We start from the raw sequence: 20,017 nt of genomic DNA, 5'->3' as shown, positions 1-20,017 counted from the left end.
CGGATGGTAGTCTCTTCTTCGCATGGAGGCAATACATGCTGACGAAATATGCCTTAATGGCAGTCATCGCACTCTGCATTACAGTGCTGGGATTCACACTCCTCGTGCGGGATTCACTCTGTGAGTTCAGCGTCAGGGAGCGTGGTATTGAGTTTAAGGCCGTTCTCGCTTACGAATCGAAGAAGTAGCCGTTATGCGGGGAGCTATCCCCGCATATCCGCTTGTCAGGTCTGGATGAGACGGCACCCGCTTTATCACATCGCCCGCAGTCAGTTACGGCTGCGGGCGAATTTCTGTTTACCAGCAGATAAATCCGCCATCAACGACGAGATCGACGCCGGTACAAAATGAGGCCGCATCACTGGCGAGGAACAGCGCCGGACCGGCCATCTCTTCAACTTTTGCCATTCGCTGGATTGGCGTCTGGCTCTCAAATTCACGCGTCTGATGAACCATTTCAGGGCGGGTGTTCATCGGCGTGGCGGTGTATCCTGGGCTGATTGAGTTCACGCGAATGCCTTTCTCAATCCATTCCATCGCCAGACTCTTCGAGAGATGAATAACCCCCGCTTTCGAGCTGTTGTAATGCGCTTGTTCAAGACCACGGTTAACGATGATTCCGGACATCGAGGCGATGTTGATGATTGAGCCGCCGCCAGATTCCAGCATCAGTTCTGCTTCGGCCTTACAGGAGTTCCATACGCCCGTGAGGTTGATGTCGATAACGCGCTGCCACTGTTCGCTTTCCATTTCCAGCGCCGGATTGGCGTTGGCTATACCGGCGGCATTCACCGCGATATCCAGACGACCAAACCGTTCTTTGGTCAGGGCGACGGCGGCGCGAAGGTCGCTAAGCTGGCGAACATCTCCCGTATAGAGCGCCGCCTGGCCGCCAATCGCGTCGATATGATTAGCCGTCTCTTTCAGTCCGCCGTCTTCGCGCAGATCAAAACAGACGACCCGCGCGCCCGCGCTGGCCAGCGCCCAGGCAATGGTCTGACCGATGCCGCTCCCTGCGCCAGTGACGAAAGCAACGCGTCCTTGCAGGTTAAACAGTTGTTGAGCAAAATCTTTTGCGATCATAGTGATAACTCTCTTCACAAATACCCCGTCGGGTATTACGACATAATCAGGCCACCATCAATGTTGATGGTTTGTCCGGTAAGATAGCGTGCATCGTCAGAAGCGAGGAAGGCGACCAGCCCGGCGACATCTTCTGGTTTACCCGCGCGTTTCATGGGGATGCCTTTAACCCATTCCGCCATCAGTTCACCTTTGTCATAGCGTTTTTCATCGGTGCTGAGGATCTGCCCCCATACGCGGTCGTTGTAATCCCACATTTCGCTTTCGATGATCCCCGGACAGAAGGCGTTGACGGTAATGTTCCACGGTGCCAGTTCATGCGCCAGGCTTTGCGTGATGCCAATCACGCCCATTTTGCTTGCGGCGTAGTGCGGGGTATAGATAAAGCCCTGACGTCCCTGGCCGGAAGAGGTATTAATCAGGCAGCCGTGATTCTGTTTAACCATATATTTCGCCGCTTCCCGACAACAGAGCCATACGCCTGTGGTATTGACGGCGAGGGTTTTCTCAAAATCCGCTTTCGGCATTCGGTCAAAGTAATCGATGGTGATCACGCCCGCGTTCTGGATGGAGACATCAATCGAGCCAAAGCGCGCAGCCGCCTGCTCATACAATGCCTGTACCTGCTCTTCGTTAGTGACATCAACCTGTAGCGATAAAATGTCAGCCTGGTAACGCTGGCGCAGCTGTTCTGCCGTTTCGTGAACGCGCTCAGCGTTGGAGACCATCACCAGGTTCGCGCCGTCCCGGGCGAAACGTTCGGCGATGCCTGCGCCAATCCCCCGGCATGCACCGGTGATGACGACCGTCTTACCATGAAAATCACGTTGCATATTTCTTTCCCCTGTATAAGCCGGACAGTCGATGCCCGGCGCAGTGATGCTACTTAACTGGATACGGTATTTGCCGAGGGTGCAGTCGCCTGTTTCTCTTCATGGCGACGCATCAGAATGACTTTGTTCTGTAGCTTTTGCTGGAACTGGTCAACAACCACGGCGGTGACAATAACGACGCCCTTAATGACCATTTGCCAGAAATCGCTGACGCCCATCATCACCATGCCATCGGCCAGAAAGACGATGACGAAGGCCCCGATGATGGATCCGGATACCCGTCCGCGACCGCCGGCGAGTGCGGTTCCACCCAGAACGGTGGCCCCGATGGCGTCCATCTCAAACATGTTGCCGGTCATCGGGTGCGACGTTTGTAACTGAGACGCGACAATCAGCCCAACAAAGGCGGCGCACAACCCGGAGAAGGCGTAGACGAAAATTTTCGCTTTGACGATAGGCACGCCGGCGAGTCGCGCGGCGGATTCGTTACCGCCAATCGCGTAGATATAGCGACCGAGCGGGGTTTTGGTGGTTATCCAGTAGCCCAGGACCAGGAAGGCGATCATCAGCCAGATGGGCAGGTAAATCCCGAGCAGCGTGCCGGAGCCCAGGGTGGCAAAACCGGTATTGCCCAGCGCCTCCATACCGTTAAGGTTGGGGTAGGTGCTGCCGTCGTTAAACAGCAGGGCAGAGCCCCTGGCAACGTACATCATGCCGAGGGTACAGATGAAAGGCGCAACGCCAAAGCGGGTGATGACCGCGCCATTGACGAATCCAACGAGAACGCCAAAGATGGCGACGCAGAGGATAACTTCCGGCACGTTGAAGAAGATGATGTTCCCGCCCCAGATGGGCAAACCATTGGTGAGTAACGCGCCCGCCACCATGCCGCAGATGCCGGCAACGGCGCCGACCGACAGGTCAATGCCGCCAGTCAGGATAACCAGCGTCATCCCAATCGCCAGTAAGCCGGTAATGGCAACGTGCTGGGTCATAATCAGCAGGTTAGATGTGGTCAGGAAATTCGGTACCATCACGCTGAAGAATGCGATGACCAGCAGCAGAGCGATAAACGTTCTGGCCTTCAGCAGGTACATGTAAATCATATATTTCTGGTTCATGATGGATTCCAGCCTGATTAATCTTGCGGTGTAGAAGCCGCGATCAACTTCTCGCGGGTGACTGCATGACGGGGGACATCAGCGGTGATCCGGCCATCAGCCATCACCAGAATGCGGTCCGCCAGCGCCATCACTTCGTCCAGCTCTGATGAAGAGAACATCACTGCCAGCCCTTGTTGCGCCATTTTGCCGATAAGGTGATACACATCCGTTTTCGCCCCCACGTCGATGCCGCGGGTCGGCTCATCAAGGAACACCACCTGCGGCTGCGTCATTAACGCTTTACCCAGCACCACCTTTTGCTGGTTTCCACCGCTGAGTGAGGTGATGGGCAGTTCGGGATCGCTCACTTTGATGGCAAGTTGCTGAATCATCTCCTTCACGCTGTCCTGTTCTTTGTGCGGGTTCAGCCATTTCCAGGCCCGGCGAAAACCCTGCAGGCTGAGGTCAGAGAGCGTCATATTGGACTGAATCGACATCATCTGAACGACGCCTTCGCCCTGTCTGTCTTCCGGCACCAGCGCCAGCCCTTTTTTTAGTCGTGACTGAAAGTGGGCGTTATCGATGCACTCGCCGTTGAGTTGAACGCTGCCGCTCTGGCAGGGCATCAGGCCCACCAGACCTTTGAACAGTTCGGTACGTCCGGCGCCCAGCAGACCGTAGATCCCAATCACCTCGCCTTTATTCAGGCTAAACGACACGTCATTGAGCTTATAGCCGCCGCTGGAATGGAGCGCTGTCAGTCCCTGCACCGCGAGAACCGTGTCGCCTTGCGGGGCCGGTTGATAATCGAAGTGTTTTTTCTTATCACCCACCATCTGTTCGATGATCCACGGAATGCTGGCATCGCTGACCGGACGCTCGCTAATAAAACGGCCGTCGCGGAAAATGGTGATGTAGTCACCAATTTCCATGAGTTCTTCCAGGCGATGGGAAATATAGATAATGGTGACGCCGCGGCGCTTGAGCTGTTCAATCACGTTGAACAGGATTTTGACTTCAGACTGGCTCAGCGCGGAGGTCGGTTCATCCATGATTAAGACGCGCGTATCTTTCGAGAGCGCGCGGGCAATCTCGACCAGTTGCTGATGGCCGATCCCCAGTTCTTCTAAGGGTGTATACGGATCAACATCCAGTTCCAGTCGCTTGAGCAGGCTTTGCGCCAGCGCGTACTGATATTTTTCATTAATTTTCCCTTTCTGAAAAAACTCATTAGCCATGAAAATATTGTCCATGACATTCATATTCGGGAATAAATTCAACTCCTGAAAAATAATACTGATACCCAATTTTTCGGCCTGATGCGTCGAATTCATCGAAACAGGGGTACCATCCAGAAAAATTTGACCGGAGGATGGGGTTTCGACACCAGCAAGCATTTTCATCATGGTGGATTTACCCGCACCATTTTCTCCGATCAGAACATTCACTTTATTCCGATATACCCGATAATTGACGTTATCTAATGCCACCACGCCAGGATAGACACGAGACAGGCTATGGGTTTCGATAATCACTTCCGATTCGGCGGGCTGGGGAGCGACGATATCTTGCTGTTGCATGTTATTGTCCTCCTGCCGGTTCAATTTTTGCGGGCGTAATATCAGGGATCGTCTGAGGAATATCCCAGGCAGAAAATACGCCATACACTTGCGTGGGTTCGCCGGTTTTAAGTTGGGTTGCCTGAATCATTTTTATCGCCTGGTCGTTAATGGCGCGGCCATACTCGCCAAATAAGACCTGGTCGTTAAAATCACCATAAGTCGCGCCTTTATAGGCGTCACGTAATTGTGTGCCGCGTAGCGTTGGACCAATCTGAACAATAATATTGCTACCGCTTTTATCCGCGACGGTCATTTTCCCGCTGCGGGAGGCGGTATCGATCGTGCCAATTTTGCCTTCGACTTTGACGTAAAAGATGCAGGGGTTCTCTTCCTGAGCGCGATAGCCCAGCTTTTTACAGGCACTATCGAAATCCTTCTCGGCCTGTAAAGCAGCCATTAAATCTGCCACCGGACGAGCCTGCCCAACAATTTGCGGCACAATTTTGTTTTGCCACGTTTGGTCTATATTGGACATATGGGGATTAGGCGGAGATTTGAGATCCGCAAGCTCCTGCTGCGAGACAATGCGGCATCCCCCTACGGTCAATACGACCAGCGCCAGCCAGGCTTTTTTAGACATAATGTTCTCCTCTGCGCCTCCTAAGAGGCGCAACTACCCGAGATCAGGACTTGATATTGAAATCCTGTACTTTATCTGCGTTATCTTTGGTGATGAGAATGCCGCGGAACATGACGCGCTGTTTCTCTGGTTTCACCCCTTTTTGCAGGTAGTTATCCAGATCGGTCACGCCTTGTGCGGCGATAGCCTGAGCCTGCAGCATGACGGTGGCCTGCAATGTACCGGCTTTCACCGCATCGCGTTCATCGTTGCTGCCGTCAATGCCGACGACCACAACGTCATTGCGATTTGCGGCTTTCAACGCGGCGATTGCGCCCAGCGCAACAGGACCGTTACCGCAGATGACGCCTTTCACATCCGGGTGGGCTTGCAGAATGCTGTCCATGATTCGCTTACCGTCGATAAGCGTGCCTTTCGCATCCTGTTTGGCGACGCTGACCATATCCGGGAACTGGTCAATAACCTGGTGGAAAGATTTCGAACGGGTAACACAGTTATTATCGGCGAGGTTACAGGTCAGCTCGGCGTATTTCCCTTTTTCCCCCATTTTCTCAACGAAAACGTTGGCAACTTCAGAACCTGCCTGGAAGTTATTATGGGTAATTTGCACTAGCGCCACATCATCAACGGGAATTTCGCGGTTGATTAATATGACGGGAATACCGGCTTTTTTCGCTTTTTCAATGGCTGCAACACTGGCCGTTGAATCCGCATTATCCAGAACGATGCCCTGAACTTTTTTGCCGATAGCGGTATCAATCAATTCATTTTGTTTTTTTACATCTTCGCTGTGCGACAAAATTGTGGTTTTGTAGCCTAACTCCTGAGCTTTTTCACTGGCGCCTTTGGCTTCCGACGCGTAATACGGATTATCCAGTGAATTCACCATAATCATAATTGTCCCTTTCTCTGCAGCATGGGCAGTAAAAGACAAAGCGGTCAGGGTTGCAGCGGTTAACAGCGTTAAACGTAATTTCATGACAATGTTCTCTCTGTGTTGTTATTGTCGGGTACGGTGAAACAACGTAAAGCATGAATTCTTATAAAGCAGGGCTAATGGTCCGGAGTTCTCCTTCTGTTAATGAGTCGGGGTGTCACGCATCTTCCCTGGTGAGGCGTCAGGCGGACGGGGCCGGTTTCCATAGTGTTCTGTTCACCGCATTACGCCACTCCTGCCATCTTTTTTGCAGGCGATGATGGCGGGCCATATCGGGCTGAAATGCGCTGTGTACGGTTAAAAAGGCTTTTAAATCAGTGAGCGAGCCAGGGTGGAGCGCTTTGCGTGCCAGTAACGCGGCGCCAATGGCCGACAGTTCAGGCACATCGCTGCGCATCACCGGACAACCCAGCAGGTCTGCCTGGTACTGCATTAACCAGTCATTCTTTGTCGGGCCGCCGTCAACCATCAGCGCCGACAAACTGAAGTCTTCATGTTGCTGCATGGCGACCACGACATCGGCGATTTGATAGGTAATCGACTCAAGGGCCGCGCGGATCAGATGGGCTCGTTTGACGCCGCGACTCAGTCCGCAGATCACGCCGCGCGCGCTGTCATCCCACCAGGGGGCGCCGAGCCCGGTTAATGCCGGGACGAAGTACACGCCCAGGGTTGACTCAACGGAGGCGGGGAGCGTATTCAGTTCATGAGCCAGTTCGGCGTCAGAAAGTTCGCTCAGGCCGGTGCTATCTGCCATCCACGCCACCGCATCGCCGGTGTGCGGAATATTGCCTTCCAGGCCGTAAATGATGTTCTCACCATCGTGCCAGGCAATGGTGGTCGCCAGCGCGCCAATATCGCACTGGGCAGAAGTCACCGGCGCCATTACGGAGGATCCGGTGCCGTAAGTGGCCTTGACGCACCCCATCTCGCCGAGGGCATGACCAAACAGCGCGGCGTGCGAGTCACCGACCATCGACATCACCGGGATACCATCCGGAATGCCGTTCAGGCCACGGGTATAACCAAATAATCCACTGGAGGGTTTAATTTCCGGTAGCGCGGCGCGAGGGATGTGGAACAGTTCCAGCATAGTGTCATCCCACTGCCCGGTGTGCAGATTGAGCAACTGGGTGCGGGCCGCGTTAGAGTAGTCGCAGCTGAAGGCCTCGCCGCCGGTTAAATTCCACAGCAGCCAGCTGTCGATAGTGCCCAGACAGATTTTCCCCTGGGCCGCAAGCTGCGGGCCATCCGCTACCGACTCCAGCAGCCAGCGCATTTTTGAGGCGGAAAAAAGCGGCGCAATTGGCAGGCCGGTGGTGGTCTTGATCAGGTGTTCTTTGTGCTCGTGACGCAATTCTTCGCAGTACGCCGCACTGCGTGTGCACTGCCAGGTGATGGCGGAATTCAGCGGTTTACCCGTCTGGCGATACCAGCCAATGGCGGTTTCACGTTGATTACTGATAGCCAGGGCCACGACGTTGTCGGCGCCGACGTGACTTATTGCTTTCGCAATCACATCGAGCGATGCATCAATCAATACCTCGCCGGATTGTTCAACCCAGCCTTCACGCGGAGTCTGAATGGCCAGCGGTTGAGAAAATTTGGCGACCACCACGCCCTGAGCGTCCAGGGCGACCGCTTTGGCGTTGGTGGTACCTTCATCCAGCGCAATGATGAACTCTTTCTTTGCTGCACACATAGATTGATTATCTCCTGAGTCACATTGCGTCCCGGCGTTAAAGGGAAAAGGGCCTCCCTCACTGTCGCGTCATTACTTAATCAGGCTTGATTGTGACATCGTGTATTTTTACTGTCTGAATATATATTCGATGCTGATTATTTATTTAATACCTTAGCCAGAATCTTTCAGTTGGGCTATAGAAAAAATCATCAATTGTGCTGAGAATCACACTTACACAGCGGGAAGAATATCAGGTTCACGCGATAGTAGCGCGGAGGTGAATCCTTTCAGTTTGTTGAAATATAGGGATTTTTATACGGTCTTTGCGGCGAACTCTTTTTTCGCAAAGACCGAATATGTGGGAGGGATCAGGCTGTTACTAACATCCGCGCGGTAGGATAATCGGTGATCAATACGTCGATATAGCCCCCGTTCAGCGCTCCTTTGATGGCAGCAACTTTGTCAGTTCCTCCCGCCAACGCCACGACATTGGGGCATTTTTTGACTTTATCTAGCGCCATGCCAATGACCGGATCTTCATCATCCTGTAAGACCGGCTGACCGTTTTTGTCGTAGTAGTGCAGGCAGATATCTCCTACGGCACCGCGATCGGCCAGTACCTGTAACATATCTTCGTGGTAGTAGTTACCCGACGTTTTAAGCAACTGGGACGGTTCCAGGATCCCCACCCCCACGATGGCGATATCGACATTATCGAAACGCGAGATCACCTCGGCGACATCCTTGCTGGCGATAAGCCGATTTTTCTCCTCAACCGATCCCTCAATGCTTTGCGAAGGGAGCAGCCAGGCCTCGCAGTTAAGATGTTGCGCCAGCGTCTGGGTTAAAATGGTGGCCTGCACATTGCCGTTTGGCCCGACGCCGCCGAGTAGCTGGATAACGCCGCCGGCTTTCAGATTCTGGGTATGCACTTCGTCAACCATTGCCCGGATGGTTGAACTCCATGAGGAGACGCCCACCAGATCTTTGGGCCGCAGGCGGGTTTCAAGATAATGGGCGGCGGCGGAACCGATGGCGCGTTTGATACTGTGGTCGGTGGCATCGTCTTCGGTATCCACCACGATCGCCTGTTTGAGTCCGTAACGATCTTCGATCCCTTTCTCAAGATTCAGGAAGATATTTGAGGGCTGTACGACGCTGATTTTTACCACCCCTTCTTTCTGACAGCGGGTAATGGCTCGGGAGATAAACGACTGAGAAAGCGAGAGAAGCTGAGCGATATCGGACTGTTTACGTCCTTCAAGATAGTAAAGGGTGGCGATTTTAACCAATAGCCGTTGTTCGTCCTGCTTAGCCATATATTTCCCCGAAAATCATTTACGTACAGCCATTATCTTAGAAACTTTTATCATACGCGAAAACAAAAGCCAGGTAAGTGTGATAAAGCTCTAACTTTAACCAATCCTCAAAAACAGGGATGGACAAATACGGAAATGTGGTTGCATAATTGAATAAAGAATCATTTGTGAATATATATTCATAGTGATTTCAGGTCAACTGATTATTCCCGACGTCAATGTGGTCGCGGTGAGGAGGCAGAATGTTCCTGAGTAAGAGACCGTGGCGTAAGCCGTGTGATGCGAAGCAAAGGGATTTCTGGTTTTTTTAGTCCCTGATGGAATAAATATTCCATATTGAAAATAAATTCAGAGGTGTTAAATGAATCCCTGGCACTATGATATCCAGACTCTTGAGCGCACAGCGCGAGCGGTGCGCCGTCACATCGTCAAATTAAACGCCTACAGCCCGGCAGGAGGGCATACCGGTGCGGACCTGTCTCAGGTTGAACTGCTCACCGCACTCTATTTCCGCATTTTGAATGTCGCCCCGGATCGCATCGACGATGAGGAGCGTGACATCTACATTCAGTCCAAAGGCCACGCGGTAGGCTGCTACTACTGTGTTCTGGCGGAGGCGGGGTTTTTCCCTGTTGACTGGCTGAGCACATACCAACATGCCAATTCTCATCTTCCGGGCCATCCGGTGCGCCAGAAAACGCCAGGTATTGAACTGAACACCGGCGCGCTGGGTCACGGTTTGCCTGTCGCGGTGGGGCTGGCGCTGGCGGCGAAGAAAAGCAACAGTGCCCGTCGTATCTTCTTAATTACCGGCGATGGTGAGCTGGCAGAAGGTAGCAACTGGGAAGCTGCGCTAGCAGCGGCGCATTATGGACTGGATAACCTGGTGATCATCAATGACAAGAACAATCTCCAGTTGGCCGGACCCACGCGTGAAATCATGAACACCGATCCGCTTGCGGATAAATGGCGTGCCTTCGGCATGCAGGTCACTGAATGCCAGGGAAATGATATGGCGTCGGTCGTCAGTACGCTGGAAGGCCTGAAGCAGGAAGGGAAACCAAACGTCGTGATTGCCAATACCACAAAAGGCGCAGGTATCTCGTTTATCCAGGGGCGTCCTGAGTGGCACCACCGGGTGCCGAAAGGTGAAGAGATTGAACTGGCTCTGGAGGAGTTGAAAGATGAGTAATGCAGAACACCTCGCGAACGTCATGGTTCAGGCGTTTATCGATGCGGTAGAAAATGGCGTTGATCTGGTGCCGGTCGTCGCTGACTCAACATCCACCGCGAAAATAGGCCCCTTCATTAAGCAGTTCCCGGACAGGCTGGTCAACGTGGGGATTGCCGAACAAAGCATGGTCGGGACGGCGGCAGGGCTTGCGCTCGGCGGAAAGGTTGCGGTCACCTGTAACGCGGCGCCATTCCTGATTTCCCGCGCGAATGAGCAAATCAAAGTTGACGTTTGCTACAACAATACCAACGTGAAGCTGTTTGGTCTGAATGCGGGGGCCAGCTATGGTCCGCTGGCGAGCACGCACCACGCGATTGACGATATCGCCATTATGCGTGGATTTGGCAATATCCAGATCTTCGCCCCCTCTTCACCGCGAGAGTGTCGACAGATAATCGACTATGCCCTTGGCTACAAGGGGCCGGTGTACATTCGCATGGACGGAAAAGCGCTCCCTGAACTGCATGACGAGAGCTATCGTTTTGTGCCGGGTGCCGTAGTGACCTTGCGTGAAGGCGACTCGCTGGCGCTGGTGGCGACAGGTTCTACCGTCCACGAAATTGTTGATGCGGCCGCGTTGTTAGCCGATTCCGGTATTCAGGCGACGGTGGTAAGCGTACCGTCCATTCGTCCATGTGATACCCAGGCATTGTTAGCGGCAGTGAAAGGCTGTAAAGCGGTGATCACCGTTGAAGAGCATAATATCAACGGTGGACTGGGAAGCCTGGTGGCGGAAGTCCTGGCCGAAGCAGGCACTGGCGCGGTTCTGAAGCGCTTAGGGATCCCGGATGGTGAATACGCGGCGGCGGCTGACCGCGGCTGGATGCGCCAGCACCACGGTTTTGATGCACAGTCGATTGCGGCCCAGGCGCGGGAAATGCTTTGAAGGTTAACGCGTTGCTACGGTAACGACATGGCTATCGGAAGCGAGCCACTGTACACGCCAGATCTGGTCGAACGCCCGTAATCTCATCTGGTCATGTTGAACGTCCAGAATGCGATAGTGCATGAATCCGCAGCCTGTCTGCGATAGCCCCTGGGTTGCCTTAAAGGCGCTCTCTTTGGCGGAAAACGCCAGCGTGAGCGCCTGTTCAAAAGGTAATCCGCTCTCTGCAAGTCGTGCTTTTTCTGCCTCCGAGACGATACTGTTTGCCAGTTCTGCCGCTATCTGCGTCGTAAATACTTCCTCTCTATCCACCCCGACAGGCTGGCGGGAAACCACCGCCAGTGCGGTAGTCGCGCAGTGGCTGATGCTGCCAAACAGACCTTGCGGCCATAACGGCTGCCGTTGTTCGCCCATTCCCGGCACGTTTTTATGCCCCAACTCGCGTAGCGCATGGACGGCGGCAATACGACCAGCCAGGTGTTCGGCTTTCCGCTTACGCCCGGCATGTGCCAGTTGCGCATAATGAGGAAGCCACAGCAGATCGTGCTCGTGGAAGGTGTCCGGTTCGAAGGTCACACAATGCAACGTGTGGTAAGCCAGAGTGAGAAGGGAGTGAGTTGTCTGCATCGCGTCATTAAAACCAAAACCCCTCCTCCGGGTGGAGGAGGGGAGTGGACATCAGAAGTGCGTGTTAACGCTCATGTACCACGTACGGCCCGGTTCGTTATAGGTGTACGCACCCGCGCCACGCATATAAGAAACATCCGTTGTACTGCCGGTAGTCTGCGCATTGCCTTCACGCCATAGACGTTTATCGAAGACGTTATCCACGCCGCCGGTCAGGCTGACATTTTTGGTCACGTCCCAGGTCGCGCTCAGACCCACGATGCTGTACGGACTGATGGATTGTTTATCCGAGCCTGTCACCGGTTTACCCTGGTAATCGTATTTCTTCGGCTCTTGTTTGCCATACCAGGTAAAGGTGGATTGCAGAGAAACGTCCTGATGTACCTGCCAGCTCAGCGTTGAGTTCAGCGTGTACTCCGGAATAATCGACAGGCGTTCGCCGGTCTCTTTGTTTTTGCTCTGCAGCATGTAGGTGATGTTGTTGGTCCAGTTAACGGTGCTGCTTACCGGTACGTTCAGCGTCCCTTCCAGCCCTTCGACTACCGCTTTAGGCACGTTCTCCCACTGATAGATATCGGTGTAGGTGGTTTTGCCTTTGTTGGTAATCGATGTGCGGTCCATGGGTACCGTACCGGCTTCAATCTTGTTGCGATAATCGTTACGGAACCAGGTCACACCCGCCAGCCAGCCATCACGTTTGAATTCAAGACCAATCTCTTTGTTGACGCTGGTTTCCGCTTTCAGATCGTCGTTACCCATCATGTAGCAGCCGATGCCGGTTGCGGCGCCCGTGGCGTAACAGCCCTGGCCTTTACTGTACAGAATGTAGTTTGGGTTGGTCTGATACAGGCTTGGCGCTTTGTAAGCCCGCGCGATGCCCATCTTCAGGGTGAAATCATCGCCCAGCCCCTGTGACAGGTTTAGCGATGGACTCCAGTTGTCGCCCACGATGCTGTGGTGATCGAAACGCAGACCCGGCGTCAGCATGGTGCTGTCGGTCAGCTCCATGTTGTTCTCAGCAAACAGCGAGAAAATTTCCGCTTTCGAATACGGGCTGCGGTCGGTGCTGCTGGAGCCCGGAATTTCACCGCCCATAAAGGTTTGCGAATTGGAGAGCATATCCTTCATGCGCTGCTGGGTCCATTCGGTGCCCAGCGTCAGGTTCTGATTAACCAGGAAATCGAACGGCAGGCTGACTTCACTGTGCAGCGTGACGTCGTTCAGGTCGGCATCAACATATTTCTGTGACGCTTTCGGGTCGAAGATCCCTTCAGTTCCCCCCGCGAGGCCTTCCGGCGTACGGGAGTTGCGCGTGTGTTCGTACTGAACCCAGTTGGTGGTGGTGACGCCGTTATCCCAACCGCCGTTCCAGGTCAGAGAGTAGTTCTGGCGGTAGAGACGGTTGGTCTCTTCGCCATAGTTATCTTTCACCAGTTGGTTGGTGTTGGTGTTCTGCGTGTCCCCGGCGTACAGGTTACCCTGACGGCTGTAACCGGCTTCCAGTTCAATCGACTGCATCGGTGCGAAGTCCCAGCGCACCACGCCGTTAATGTCTTTATTGATGACGCCTTCACGACCGGCTGGCAGCGTGTCGGAATAGGTGCCGGTACGTTCAGACTGGTGACCCTGGTTGATGTTACGCGCATCGGCCTGTGTTTTATCCAGATTACCGAACAGGCGGAAGCTGAAATCCCCGCCCAGCGGGCCATTGAGGGTAAAGTTAGTGCGTTTGGTCGCCCCTTCCTCTTTGTGTTCCGGCGCGTTGAAATAGGTGTTCCAGGAACCGTGCCACTCGTTACTGCCTTTTTTAGTGATGATATTCACCACGCCACCGGCGGCACCGTTACCGTAACGCGCGGCGGCAGGCCCGCGCAGGACTTCAATGCGTTCGATCATCTCGGGGGGGACCCACGAAGTATCGCCACGGGTATCACGCTCGCCGCGCCAGCCGAGACGCACGGAATTACGGCTGGTCACCGGTTTACCGTCGATCAGAATCAGGGTGTTTTCGGGTCCCATACCGCGAATATCAATCTGACGGTTGTTGCCGCGCTGACCGCTGGTTGAGTTACCGGTCAGGTTTACGCCAGGCATGGTACGGATGATTTCAGAGACGTCGCGAGCGGGAGGGTTTTTGCGAATTTCATCTGCGGTGATAGTCGACACGCCGGGGGCCTGCAAGTTCTGCTGGGCGGCGGTGACCACGATGGTATCTTCATGAGAGACCGCGGTGCTATCTGTTGTTTCTTCTGCCATCGCAGGCAGCGCTACCCCGTAAATCCCTAAGTTGACCAATAAGGCCAGGGAATGAATCTTCTTGTTCATTGTATTTCCTGCTTTTCTTTAGCCACGTGTACCAGACGCCTGAGATCGGTATCCGGCCCGATGTCGCCCGCCTCTGCGAAAACCCTCCATTCCAGAAAAGCCCGCAGCGCGGTTGGTTAAAAACTGTTCGCGCTTCCCACAGCGCGTCAATACGCTATTGCAAATGCAAATAGTTATCAATAATATTATCAATATATTTCATCTATTAATAAAAAAATTCACAGTAAACATGGGGTTATGACGGTGACGGCGTTAACGGTAGGCAGTGAGGCCTGGTGGCAGTCAAAAAACGGTCCGCAATGGGCGCGTGAAGCAGACGGAAATTACCGGGTGACCTTCTGGTGGCGCGACCCGCAGGGGAGTGAATTTCACTCAGCCATTCAGCGAGTCTGGGTGTATATCACCGGCGTTACCGACCATCACCAGAATGTCTTTCCTCAGACGATGCAGCGCGTTGCCGGAACGGATGTCTGGCAGTGGCAGACCGTTTTAAGCGCCAACTGGCGCGGTAGCTACTGCTTTATTCCTTCTACGCGGGACGATACGTTTGCGTCGCTGAAGGCGGATGAAGCGCTGGATCGCACGGCGTTACGCGAAGGCTGGCGACAGCTGTTACCGCAGGCGATTGCCGATCCGCTTAATCCTGTTAGCTGGAAAGGCGGGCGAGGGCACGCTGTTTCGGCGCTCGAGATGCCGCAGGCCCCTGCGCAACCGGGCTGGGACTACCCGCAAACGCCTGCGTCATCGCCGGTGGTTCTGCACTGGAACAGCGCGCGCCTGGGTAATACGCGCCGGGTGTGGGTCTTTACGACGGGCGATGCGCAACCAGGCGAACGCCCTCTGGCGGTTCTTCTCGACGGGCAATTCTGGGCGCAGAGTATGCCCGTCTGGCCCGCGCTCACTTCACTTACCCGGCGTGGTCAACTTCCACCGGCGGTGTATCTGCTTATTGATGCCATTGATACCGCGCACCGCGGTCGTGAACTGCCCTGCAATGCGGATTTCTGGCTGGCGGTTCAACACGAGTTATTGCCGCAGGTCCGGGCCATCGCGCCGTTCAGCGATCGTCCGGAACGCACGATCGTTGCGGGGCAAAGCTTCGGTGGCCTGTCATCGCTGTTTGCCGGGCTGCACTGGCCGGAACGCTTTGGCTGCGTGCTCAGCCAGTCCGGCTCTTACTGGTGGCCCCATCGCGGTGGCCACCAGGACGGACTGATTATTGAACAGCTTAACGCCGGCACGCTGTCCGCGCAGGGACTGCGGATTGTCCTCGAAGCGGGAGTCCGTGAACCGGTTATCTTCCGGGCAAATCAGGCGCTTTACGCGCAACTACAGACGACACAGCAGTCGGTTTTCTGGCGTCAGGTTGACGGCGGACATGATGCGCTTTGCTGGCGTGGCGGTCTGATGCAGGGGTTAATTGACCTCTGGAAGCCGCTGCTCTGAGCGAGCGATTTTCCACGACAGGAGTTGAGTATGGAATTCAGTAATCCCTTCGATAATCCGCAGGGACAGTTCTACATTCTGCAAAATTCGCAGCAGCAGTTTAGCCTCTGGCCACAGCACTGCGCATTACCTGCCGGCTGGCAGGTGGCGTGCGAACCGCAGTCTCAGGAAGCTTGCGAGCAGTGGCTGGCGCGTCACTGGACCACGTTAATTCCCGGCCATTATGCCGTTTCTCAGGAGGCGCAATGAGCCCACGTTTACCGCTTGTCGCCGCACAGCCTGGCATCTGGATGGCCGAAAAACTCTCCACATTACCTTCCGCCTGGAGCGTCGCACACTATGTGGCATTAACTGGCGAACTGGATGCGCAGATGCTGGCGCGCGCGGTGGCCGCTGGCATGCAGCAGGCCGATACGTTACGGATGCGTTTTACCGAGGATAACGGCGACGTCTGGCAATGGGTGGATGAATCTTTTACGTTTGCCGAACCGCTGATTCTCGATCTCCGCACTGCAGCGAACCCACATGACGCCGCGCTGGCGCTGATGCAGGCCGATCTCCAGCAAAATCTGCGCGTCGACGGCGGTAAGCCGCTGGCGCATCATCAATTGATTCAGGTCGGCGATCGCCAGTGGTACTGGTATCAGCGCTATCATCATTTACTGGTTGATGGCTTCAGTTTTCCGGCGATTACCCGCCAAATTACCGCAATTTACAGCGCATGGCGTCGGGGTGAAGCGACGCCTGATTCCCCCTTCACGCCGTTTGCCGAGGTCGTGGAAGAGTATCAGCAGTATCGCCAGAGTGAAGCCTGGCAGCGTGACGCCGCGTTCTGGGCCGAGCAGCGTAAACAGCTTCCGCCACCGGCATCGCTTTCACCGACTCCGCTGCCCGGGCGTGCGGCAACGTCAGAAATTTACCGTATGAAGCTGAATGCGCCACAAGGCGCGTTTCGCCACCTGGCAGCGCAACTGCCTGACGTACAGCGAACCGATCTGGCGCTGGCGCTGGTAGCGCTCTGGCTGGGACGCCTGTGCAGCCGGATGGAGTATGCGGCAGGCTTTATCTTTATGCGCCGCATGGGATCGGCAGCGCTGACTGCCACCGGACCGGTACTCAACGTGTTACCGCTGGGCGTGCGTATAGATGCCGGAGAAAGTCTGGCGGAACTGGCAAAACGACTGTCCGAGCAGCTTAAGAAAATGCGCCGTCATCAACGTTATGATGCAGAGCAAATCGTCCGCGACAGCGGACGGGCTGCGGGGGAAGAACCGCTGTTTGGCCCGGTGCTTAACGTCAAAGTATTCGACTATCAGTTGGACATGCCGGGTGTTTCAGCGCAAACCCATACGCTGGCGACGGGGCCGGTGAACGATCTGGAACTGGCACTGTTCCCGGATGAAGAGGGGGGCCTGAGCATTGAGCTTCTCGCCAACCAGCAACGTTATGATGAAGCGACGCTCAAACAGCATGCATCACGTCTGATGGCGCTAATCGAACAGTTTGCCGCCAACCCTGCTCTGTGCTGCGGTGATGCCGATCTGCTGCTTCCGGCTGAATATCAGCAGATTGCGCAGGTTAATGCCACGGCGGTTGATATCCCTTCCACGACGCTGAGTGCGCTGGTAGCGGAACAGGCGAGCAGAACGCCGGACGCTCCCGCGCTGGCGGATGCCCGCTATCAGTTCAGCTACCGCGAAATGCGCGAACAGGTGGTGGCGCTCGCCGGTGTGCTGCGCGAACGCGGTGTGCAACCGGGCGACAGCGTCGCGGTGGCCTTACCGCGTTCCGTATTTCTGACGCTGGCGCTGCACGGGATTGTTGAAGCCGGCGCGGCCTGGTTACCGTTAGACACCGGTTATCCGGACGATCGTCTACGGATGATGCTGGAAGACGCGCAGCCGAAGCTGCTGATCGCCACGGCGGAACAGCTATCGCGCTTTAGCGACATTCCGGGACTGGAAAGCCTCTGCTATAACGAACCGCTGGCGGCAGGCGATAGCGCGCCGCTGGGGTTATCGCAACCGCAGCATACGGCGTACATTATCTTTACCTCTGGTTCAACGGGCAGACCGAAAGGGGTGATGGTCGGGCAAACCGCCATCGTTAACCGTCTGCTGTGGATGCAAAACCAGTACGGGCTGACGGCGAAGGACGTGGTAGCGCAGAAAACGCCATGCAGCTTTGACGTCTCGGTGTGGGAATTCTTCTGGCCGTTTATTGCCGGGGCGAAGCTGGTGATGGCTGAGCCGGAAGCACACCGCGATCCGCTTGCCATGCAGCGTTTCTTTGCCCACTACGGGGTAACGACGACCCACTTTGTGCCGTCGATGCTGGCGGCATTCGTCGCCTCGTTGACGCCAGAGAGCGCCGGTGAAAGCTGTGCAACGTTAAAGCATGTCTTTTGCAGCGGCGAAGCCTTACCCGCCGATTTATGCCGTGAGTGGGAGCAACTGACGCATGCCCCGCTGCATAATCTGTATGGTCCAACGGAGGCGGCGGTTGATGTCAGCTGGTATCCAGCCTGGGGCGATGAACTGGCAAAGGTCACCGGCAGTAGCGTACCGATTGGCTTCCCGGTGTGGAATACCGGACTGCGGATCCTGGATGCGATGATGCATCCGGTCCCCATCGGTGTAGCGGGCGATCTCTACCTGACCGGTATCCAACTCGCTCAGGGTTACCTTGGCAGACCGGACCTCACGGCGAGTCGCTTTATCGCCGATCCGTTTGCGCCAGGAGAGCGGATGTACCGCACCGGAGACGTTGCGCGCTGGCTGGAAAACGGGGCGGTGGAGTATCTGGGACGCAGTGACGATCAGCTTAAGATCCGCGGTCAGCGTATCGAACTGGGCGAGATCGATCGTGTCATGCAGGCATTGCCTGACGTTGAACAGGCGGTGGTTCACGCCTGTGTCTTTAATCAGGCGGCGGCAACGGGGGGCGATGCCCGCCAACTGGTAGGGTATCTGGTCTCGCAGTCAGGCCTTCCGCTCGATATTCCCACTCTCCAGGCGAAGTTGCGTGAGAAACTCCCGTTGCATATGGTACCCGTGGTGTTACTGCAACTGGCGCAACTGCCGCTCAGCGCCAACGGCAAGCTGGATCGTAAAGCGTTGCCGATGCCGGAATTAACGCCGCGTGCCAGAGGGAGAGCCCCGCAGCCGGGCAGCGAAACGACGGTGGCTCAGGCATTCAGTGAACTGCTGGGCTGTGACGTCAACGACGTTGAGGCTGATTTCTTCGCGCTGGGGGGGCATTCGCTGCTGGCCATGAAGCTGGCAGCGCAACTGAGCCGGACCTTCGCCCGTCAGGTGACGCCGGGGCAGGTCATGGTGGCTTCAACGGTGGCGCAGCTGGCGGCGCTGCTGGATGCGGACGATGACGCACAGACGCAGCGTCTTGGGTTTGAAACGCTGCTGCCGCTGCGTAAAAGCGACGGCCCGACGCTGTTTTGCTTCCATCCGGCATCGGGATTTGCCTGGCAGTTCAGCGTACTGTCGCGCTATCTCAGTCCACAGTGGTCGATTACGGGGATTCAGTCGCCGCGTCCACAGGGGCCGATGCAGACGTCAGCCAATCTGGACGCGGTCTGCGAACACCATCTGGCGACGCTCCTTGAACAACAGCCGCATGGCCCGTATTACCTGTTGGGCTATTCGCTTGGCGGCACGCTGGCGCAGGGTATTGCCGCACGTCTGCGGGCGCGGGGTGAAGCGGTCGCTTTCCTCGGTCTGCTGGATACCTGGCCGCCGGAAACGCAAAACTGGTCAGAAAAAGAGGCCAATGGACTCGACCCGGAAGTGCTGGCGGAAATTGATCGTGAGCGGGAGGCGTTTCTGGCCGCGCAGCAGGGGAACGCGTCGGGCGAATTGTTTAGCACCATTGAAGGGAATTACGCTGATGCCGTCCGCTTACTCACCAGCGCGCACAGCGTCCCCTTTGATGGCCGCGCGACGCTGTTTGTTGCCGAGCGTACTCTGCCGGATGGCGTAAGCCCGGAACGCAGCTGGGCGCCGTGGATTGCGGAGCTGGAGGTGTATCGTCAGGACTGCGCGCATGTGGAGATTATCTCCCCATCCGCCTTTGAAAATATCGGCCCTGTCATCGCCGCGTGCTGTGATAAATATAAGTATAGCTGATTAATAATTCGATTTCTAAGCATCCCTCGTAACAACGCGCCAACAACGCGTCATAGTTACGGGGGATCTTTTATTGCGATAATTCCTTGTATTAAGAATATTACCTTCAGGAGGGTAACTTCTGAATTTAGCTTTAGCCATGCATTAGTGTTTCGGAATATTATGGGGGTTTGTTACGCTGTTAGCAGGAATTAGC

Annotated in this window: 16 protein-coding genes; 6 read left to right on the top strand and 10 right to left on the bottom strand. The window is 55.3% G+C overall.

From position 1 onward, the window contains the following. Positions 1 to 35 precede the first annotated feature (35 nt). Positions 36 to 188 (top strand): Hok/Gef family protein, encoded by a 153-nt coding sequence (locus QQZ17_RS26010; RefSeq protein WP_046477188.1) that lies wholly within the window; start codon positions 36 to 38, stop codon positions 186 to 188. A 109-nt stretch (positions 189 to 297) separates the two neighbouring features. Here QQZ17_RS26010 and QQZ17_RS26005 read toward each other — a convergent pair whose 3' ends face one another. The 8 genes from QQZ17_RS26005 to QQZ17_RS25970 all read right to left on the bottom strand — a co-directional run bounded on the left by QQZ17_RS26005 (position 298) and on the right by QQZ17_RS25970 (position 9,161). Then, positions 298 to 1,083 carry an SDR family oxidoreductase gene (locus QQZ17_RS26005; protein ID WP_152405551.1) on the bottom strand — a complete coding sequence of 262 codons (786 nt, stop codon included), beginning with the start codon at positions 1,081 to 1,083 and terminating at the stop codon, positions 298 to 300. Between the two features lie 35 nt (positions 1,084 to 1,118). Next, positions 1,119 to 1,916 carry an SDR family oxidoreductase gene (locus QQZ17_RS26000; protein ID WP_152405550.1) on the bottom strand — a complete coding sequence of 266 codons (798 nt, stop codon included), beginning with the start codon at positions 1,914 to 1,916 and terminating at the stop codon, positions 1,119 to 1,121. Positions 1,917 to 1,969: 53 nt separating this feature from the next. Beyond that, positions 1,970 to 3,037, bottom strand: a complete 1,068-nt coding sequence (locus QQZ17_RS25995) for an ABC transporter permease (RefSeq protein WP_046477194.1) — start codon at positions 3,035 to 3,037, stop codon at positions 1,970 to 1,972. Between the two features lie 17 nt (positions 3,038 to 3,054). Further along, positions 3,055 to 4,599, bottom strand: a complete 1,545-nt coding sequence (locus QQZ17_RS25990) for a sugar ABC transporter ATP-binding protein (protein ID WP_152405549.1) — start codon at positions 4,597 to 4,599, stop codon at positions 3,055 to 3,057. Position 4,600: 1 nt separating this feature from the next. Beyond that, positions 4,601 to 5,221: a DUF2291 family protein gene (locus QQZ17_RS25985; protein WP_152405548.1), complete on the bottom strand. Its 621-nt coding sequence runs from the start codon at positions 5,219 to 5,221 to the stop codon at positions 4,601 to 4,603. A gap of 43 nt (positions 5,222 to 5,264) precedes the next feature. Continuing rightward, positions 5,265 to 6,200 carry a D-ribose ABC transporter substrate-binding protein gene (locus QQZ17_RS25980; protein ID WP_042320820.1) on the bottom strand — a complete coding sequence of 312 codons (936 nt, stop codon included), beginning with the start codon at positions 6,198 to 6,200 and terminating at the stop codon, positions 5,265 to 5,267. 139 nt (positions 6,201 to 6,339) lie between these two features. Continuing rightward, entirely contained in the window at positions 6,340 to 7,860 is a 1,521-nt protein-coding gene (locus tag QQZ17_RS25975) for an FGGY family carbohydrate kinase (RefSeq protein WP_152405547.1), read from the bottom strand. 350 nt (positions 7,861 to 8,210) lie between these two features. Beyond that, positions 8,211 to 9,161, bottom strand: a complete 951-nt coding sequence (locus QQZ17_RS25970; protein ID WP_042320815.1) for a sugar-binding transcriptional regulator — start codon at positions 9,159 to 9,161, stop codon at positions 8,211 to 8,213. A gap of 361 nt (positions 9,162 to 9,522) precedes the next feature. Between QQZ17_RS25970 and QQZ17_RS25965 the strand changes: the two genes are divergently transcribed. Continuing rightward, entirely contained in the window at positions 9,523 to 10,353 is an 831-nt protein-coding gene (locus QQZ17_RS25965; RefSeq protein ID WP_152405546.1) for a transketolase, read from the top strand. Then, complete coding sequence (locus QQZ17_RS25960) at positions 10,346 to 11,281, top strand: transketolase family protein (RefSeq protein WP_152405545.1); 936 nt, start codon at positions 10,346 to 10,348, stop codon at positions 11,279 to 11,281. The genes QQZ17_RS25965 and QQZ17_RS25960 overlap by 8 nt, the downstream gene beginning before the upstream one ends. A gap of 3 nt (positions 11,282 to 11,284) precedes the next feature. Here QQZ17_RS25960 and entD read toward each other — a convergent pair whose 3' ends face one another. After that, entirely contained in the window at positions 11,285 to 11,908 is a 624-nt protein-coding gene (gene entD / locus QQZ17_RS25955) for an enterobactin synthase subunit EntD (RefSeq protein WP_152405544.1), read from the bottom strand. Positions 11,909 to 11,959: 51 nt separating this feature from the next. Continuing rightward, positions 11,960 to 14,233, bottom strand: coding sequence for a TonB-dependent siderophore receptor (locus QQZ17_RS25950; RefSeq protein ID WP_152405543.1), 2,274 nt, complete (start codon positions 14,231 to 14,233; stop codon positions 11,960 to 11,962). A 243-nt stretch (positions 14,234 to 14,476) separates the two neighbouring features. On the opposite strand from QQZ17_RS25950, the gene fes reads away from it, so the two are divergent. From fes to entF, 3 genes are read left to right on the top strand one after another with little or no spacing between them, the layout of a single operon-like run. Next, the gene (gene fes / locus QQZ17_RS25945) at positions 14,477 to 15,679 is read left to right on the top strand and encodes an enterochelin esterase (protein WP_178823980.1); all 1,203 of its coding nucleotides are present in this window, start codon (positions 14,477 to 14,479) and stop codon (positions 15,677 to 15,679) included. A 30-nt stretch (positions 15,680 to 15,709) separates the two neighbouring features. Then, positions 15,710 to 15,928 carry an MbtH family protein gene (locus QQZ17_RS25940; RefSeq protein WP_152405541.1) on the top strand — a complete coding sequence of 73 codons (219 nt, stop codon included), beginning with the start codon at positions 15,710 to 15,712 and terminating at the stop codon, positions 15,926 to 15,928. After that, a complete protein-coding gene (gene entF, locus QQZ17_RS25935) occupies positions 15,925 to 19,821 on the top strand; it encodes an enterobactin non-ribosomal peptide synthetase EntF (RefSeq protein ID WP_152405540.1) in 3,897 nt (1,298 codons plus the stop codon). The genes QQZ17_RS25940 and entF overlap by 4 nt, the downstream gene beginning before the upstream one ends. Positions 19,822 to 20,017 lie beyond the last annotated feature (196 nt).

This window comes from Citrobacter sp. T1.2D-1 (assembly GCF_950098555.1).
Classification (GTDB): Bacteria; Pseudomonadota; Gammaproteobacteria; order Enterobacterales; family Enterobacteriaceae; genus Citrobacter_A; species Citrobacter_A telavivensis.
Note: the sequence above shows the minus strand (reverse complement) of the source record. Positions and strands in the feature narration are given on the sequence as shown.

Bases quoted from the DNA above. Each gene is read 5' to 3' on its own strand.
- QQZ17_RS25985 (WP_152405548.1), bottom strand. From the start codon at position 5,221: ATGTCTAAAAAAGCCTGGCTGGCGCTGGTCGTATTGACCGTAGGGGGA.
- QQZ17_RS25980 (WP_042320820.1), bottom strand. From the start codon at position 6,200: ATGAAATTACGTTTAACGCTGTTAACCGCTGCAACCCTGACCGCTTTG.
- entF (WP_152405540.1), top strand. From the start codon at position 15,925: ATGAGCCCACGTTTACCGCTTGTCGCCGCACAGCCTGGCATCTGGATG.
- QQZ17_RS25970 (WP_042320815.1), bottom strand. From the start codon at position 9,161: ATGGCTAAGCAGGACGAACAACGGCTATTGGTTAAAATCGCCACCCTT.
- QQZ17_RS25990 (WP_152405549.1), bottom strand. From the start codon at position 4,599: ATGCAACAGCAAGATATCGTCGCTCCCCAGCCCGCCGAATCGGAAGTG.
- entD (WP_152405544.1), bottom strand. From the start codon at position 11,908: ATGCAGACAACTCACTCCCTTCTCACTCTGGCTTACCACACGTTGCAT.
- QQZ17_RS25950 (WP_152405543.1), bottom strand. From the start codon at position 14,233: ATGAACAAGAAGATTCATTCCCTGGCCTTATTGGTCAACTTAGGGATT.
- QQZ17_RS25995 (WP_046477194.1), bottom strand. From the start codon at position 3,037: ATGAACCAGAAATATATGATTTACATGTACCTGCTGAAGGCCAGAACG.
- QQZ17_RS25940 (WP_152405541.1), top strand. From the start codon at position 15,710: ATGGAATTCAGTAATCCCTTCGATAATCCGCAGGGACAGTTCTACATT.
- QQZ17_RS25965 (WP_152405546.1), top strand. From the start codon at position 9,523: ATGAATCCCTGGCACTATGATATCCAGACTCTTGAGCGCACAGCGCGA.
- QQZ17_RS26005 (WP_152405551.1), bottom strand. From the start codon at position 1,083: ATGATCGCAAAAGATTTTGCTCAACAACTGTTTAACCTGCAAGGACGC.
- QQZ17_RS25960 (WP_152405545.1), top strand. From the start codon at position 10,346: ATGAGTAATGCAGAACACCTCGCGAACGTCATGGTTCAGGCGTTTATC.
- QQZ17_RS26000 (WP_152405550.1), bottom strand. From the start codon at position 1,916: ATGCAACGTGATTTTCATGGTAAGACGGTCGTCATCACCGGTGCATGC.
- QQZ17_RS25975 (WP_152405547.1), bottom strand. From the start codon at position 7,860: ATGTGTGCAGCAAAGAAAGAGTTCATCATTGCGCTGGATGAAGGTACC.
- QQZ17_RS26010 (WP_046477188.1), top strand. From the start codon at position 36: ATGCTGACGAAATATGCCTTAATGGCAGTCATCGCACTCTGCATTACA.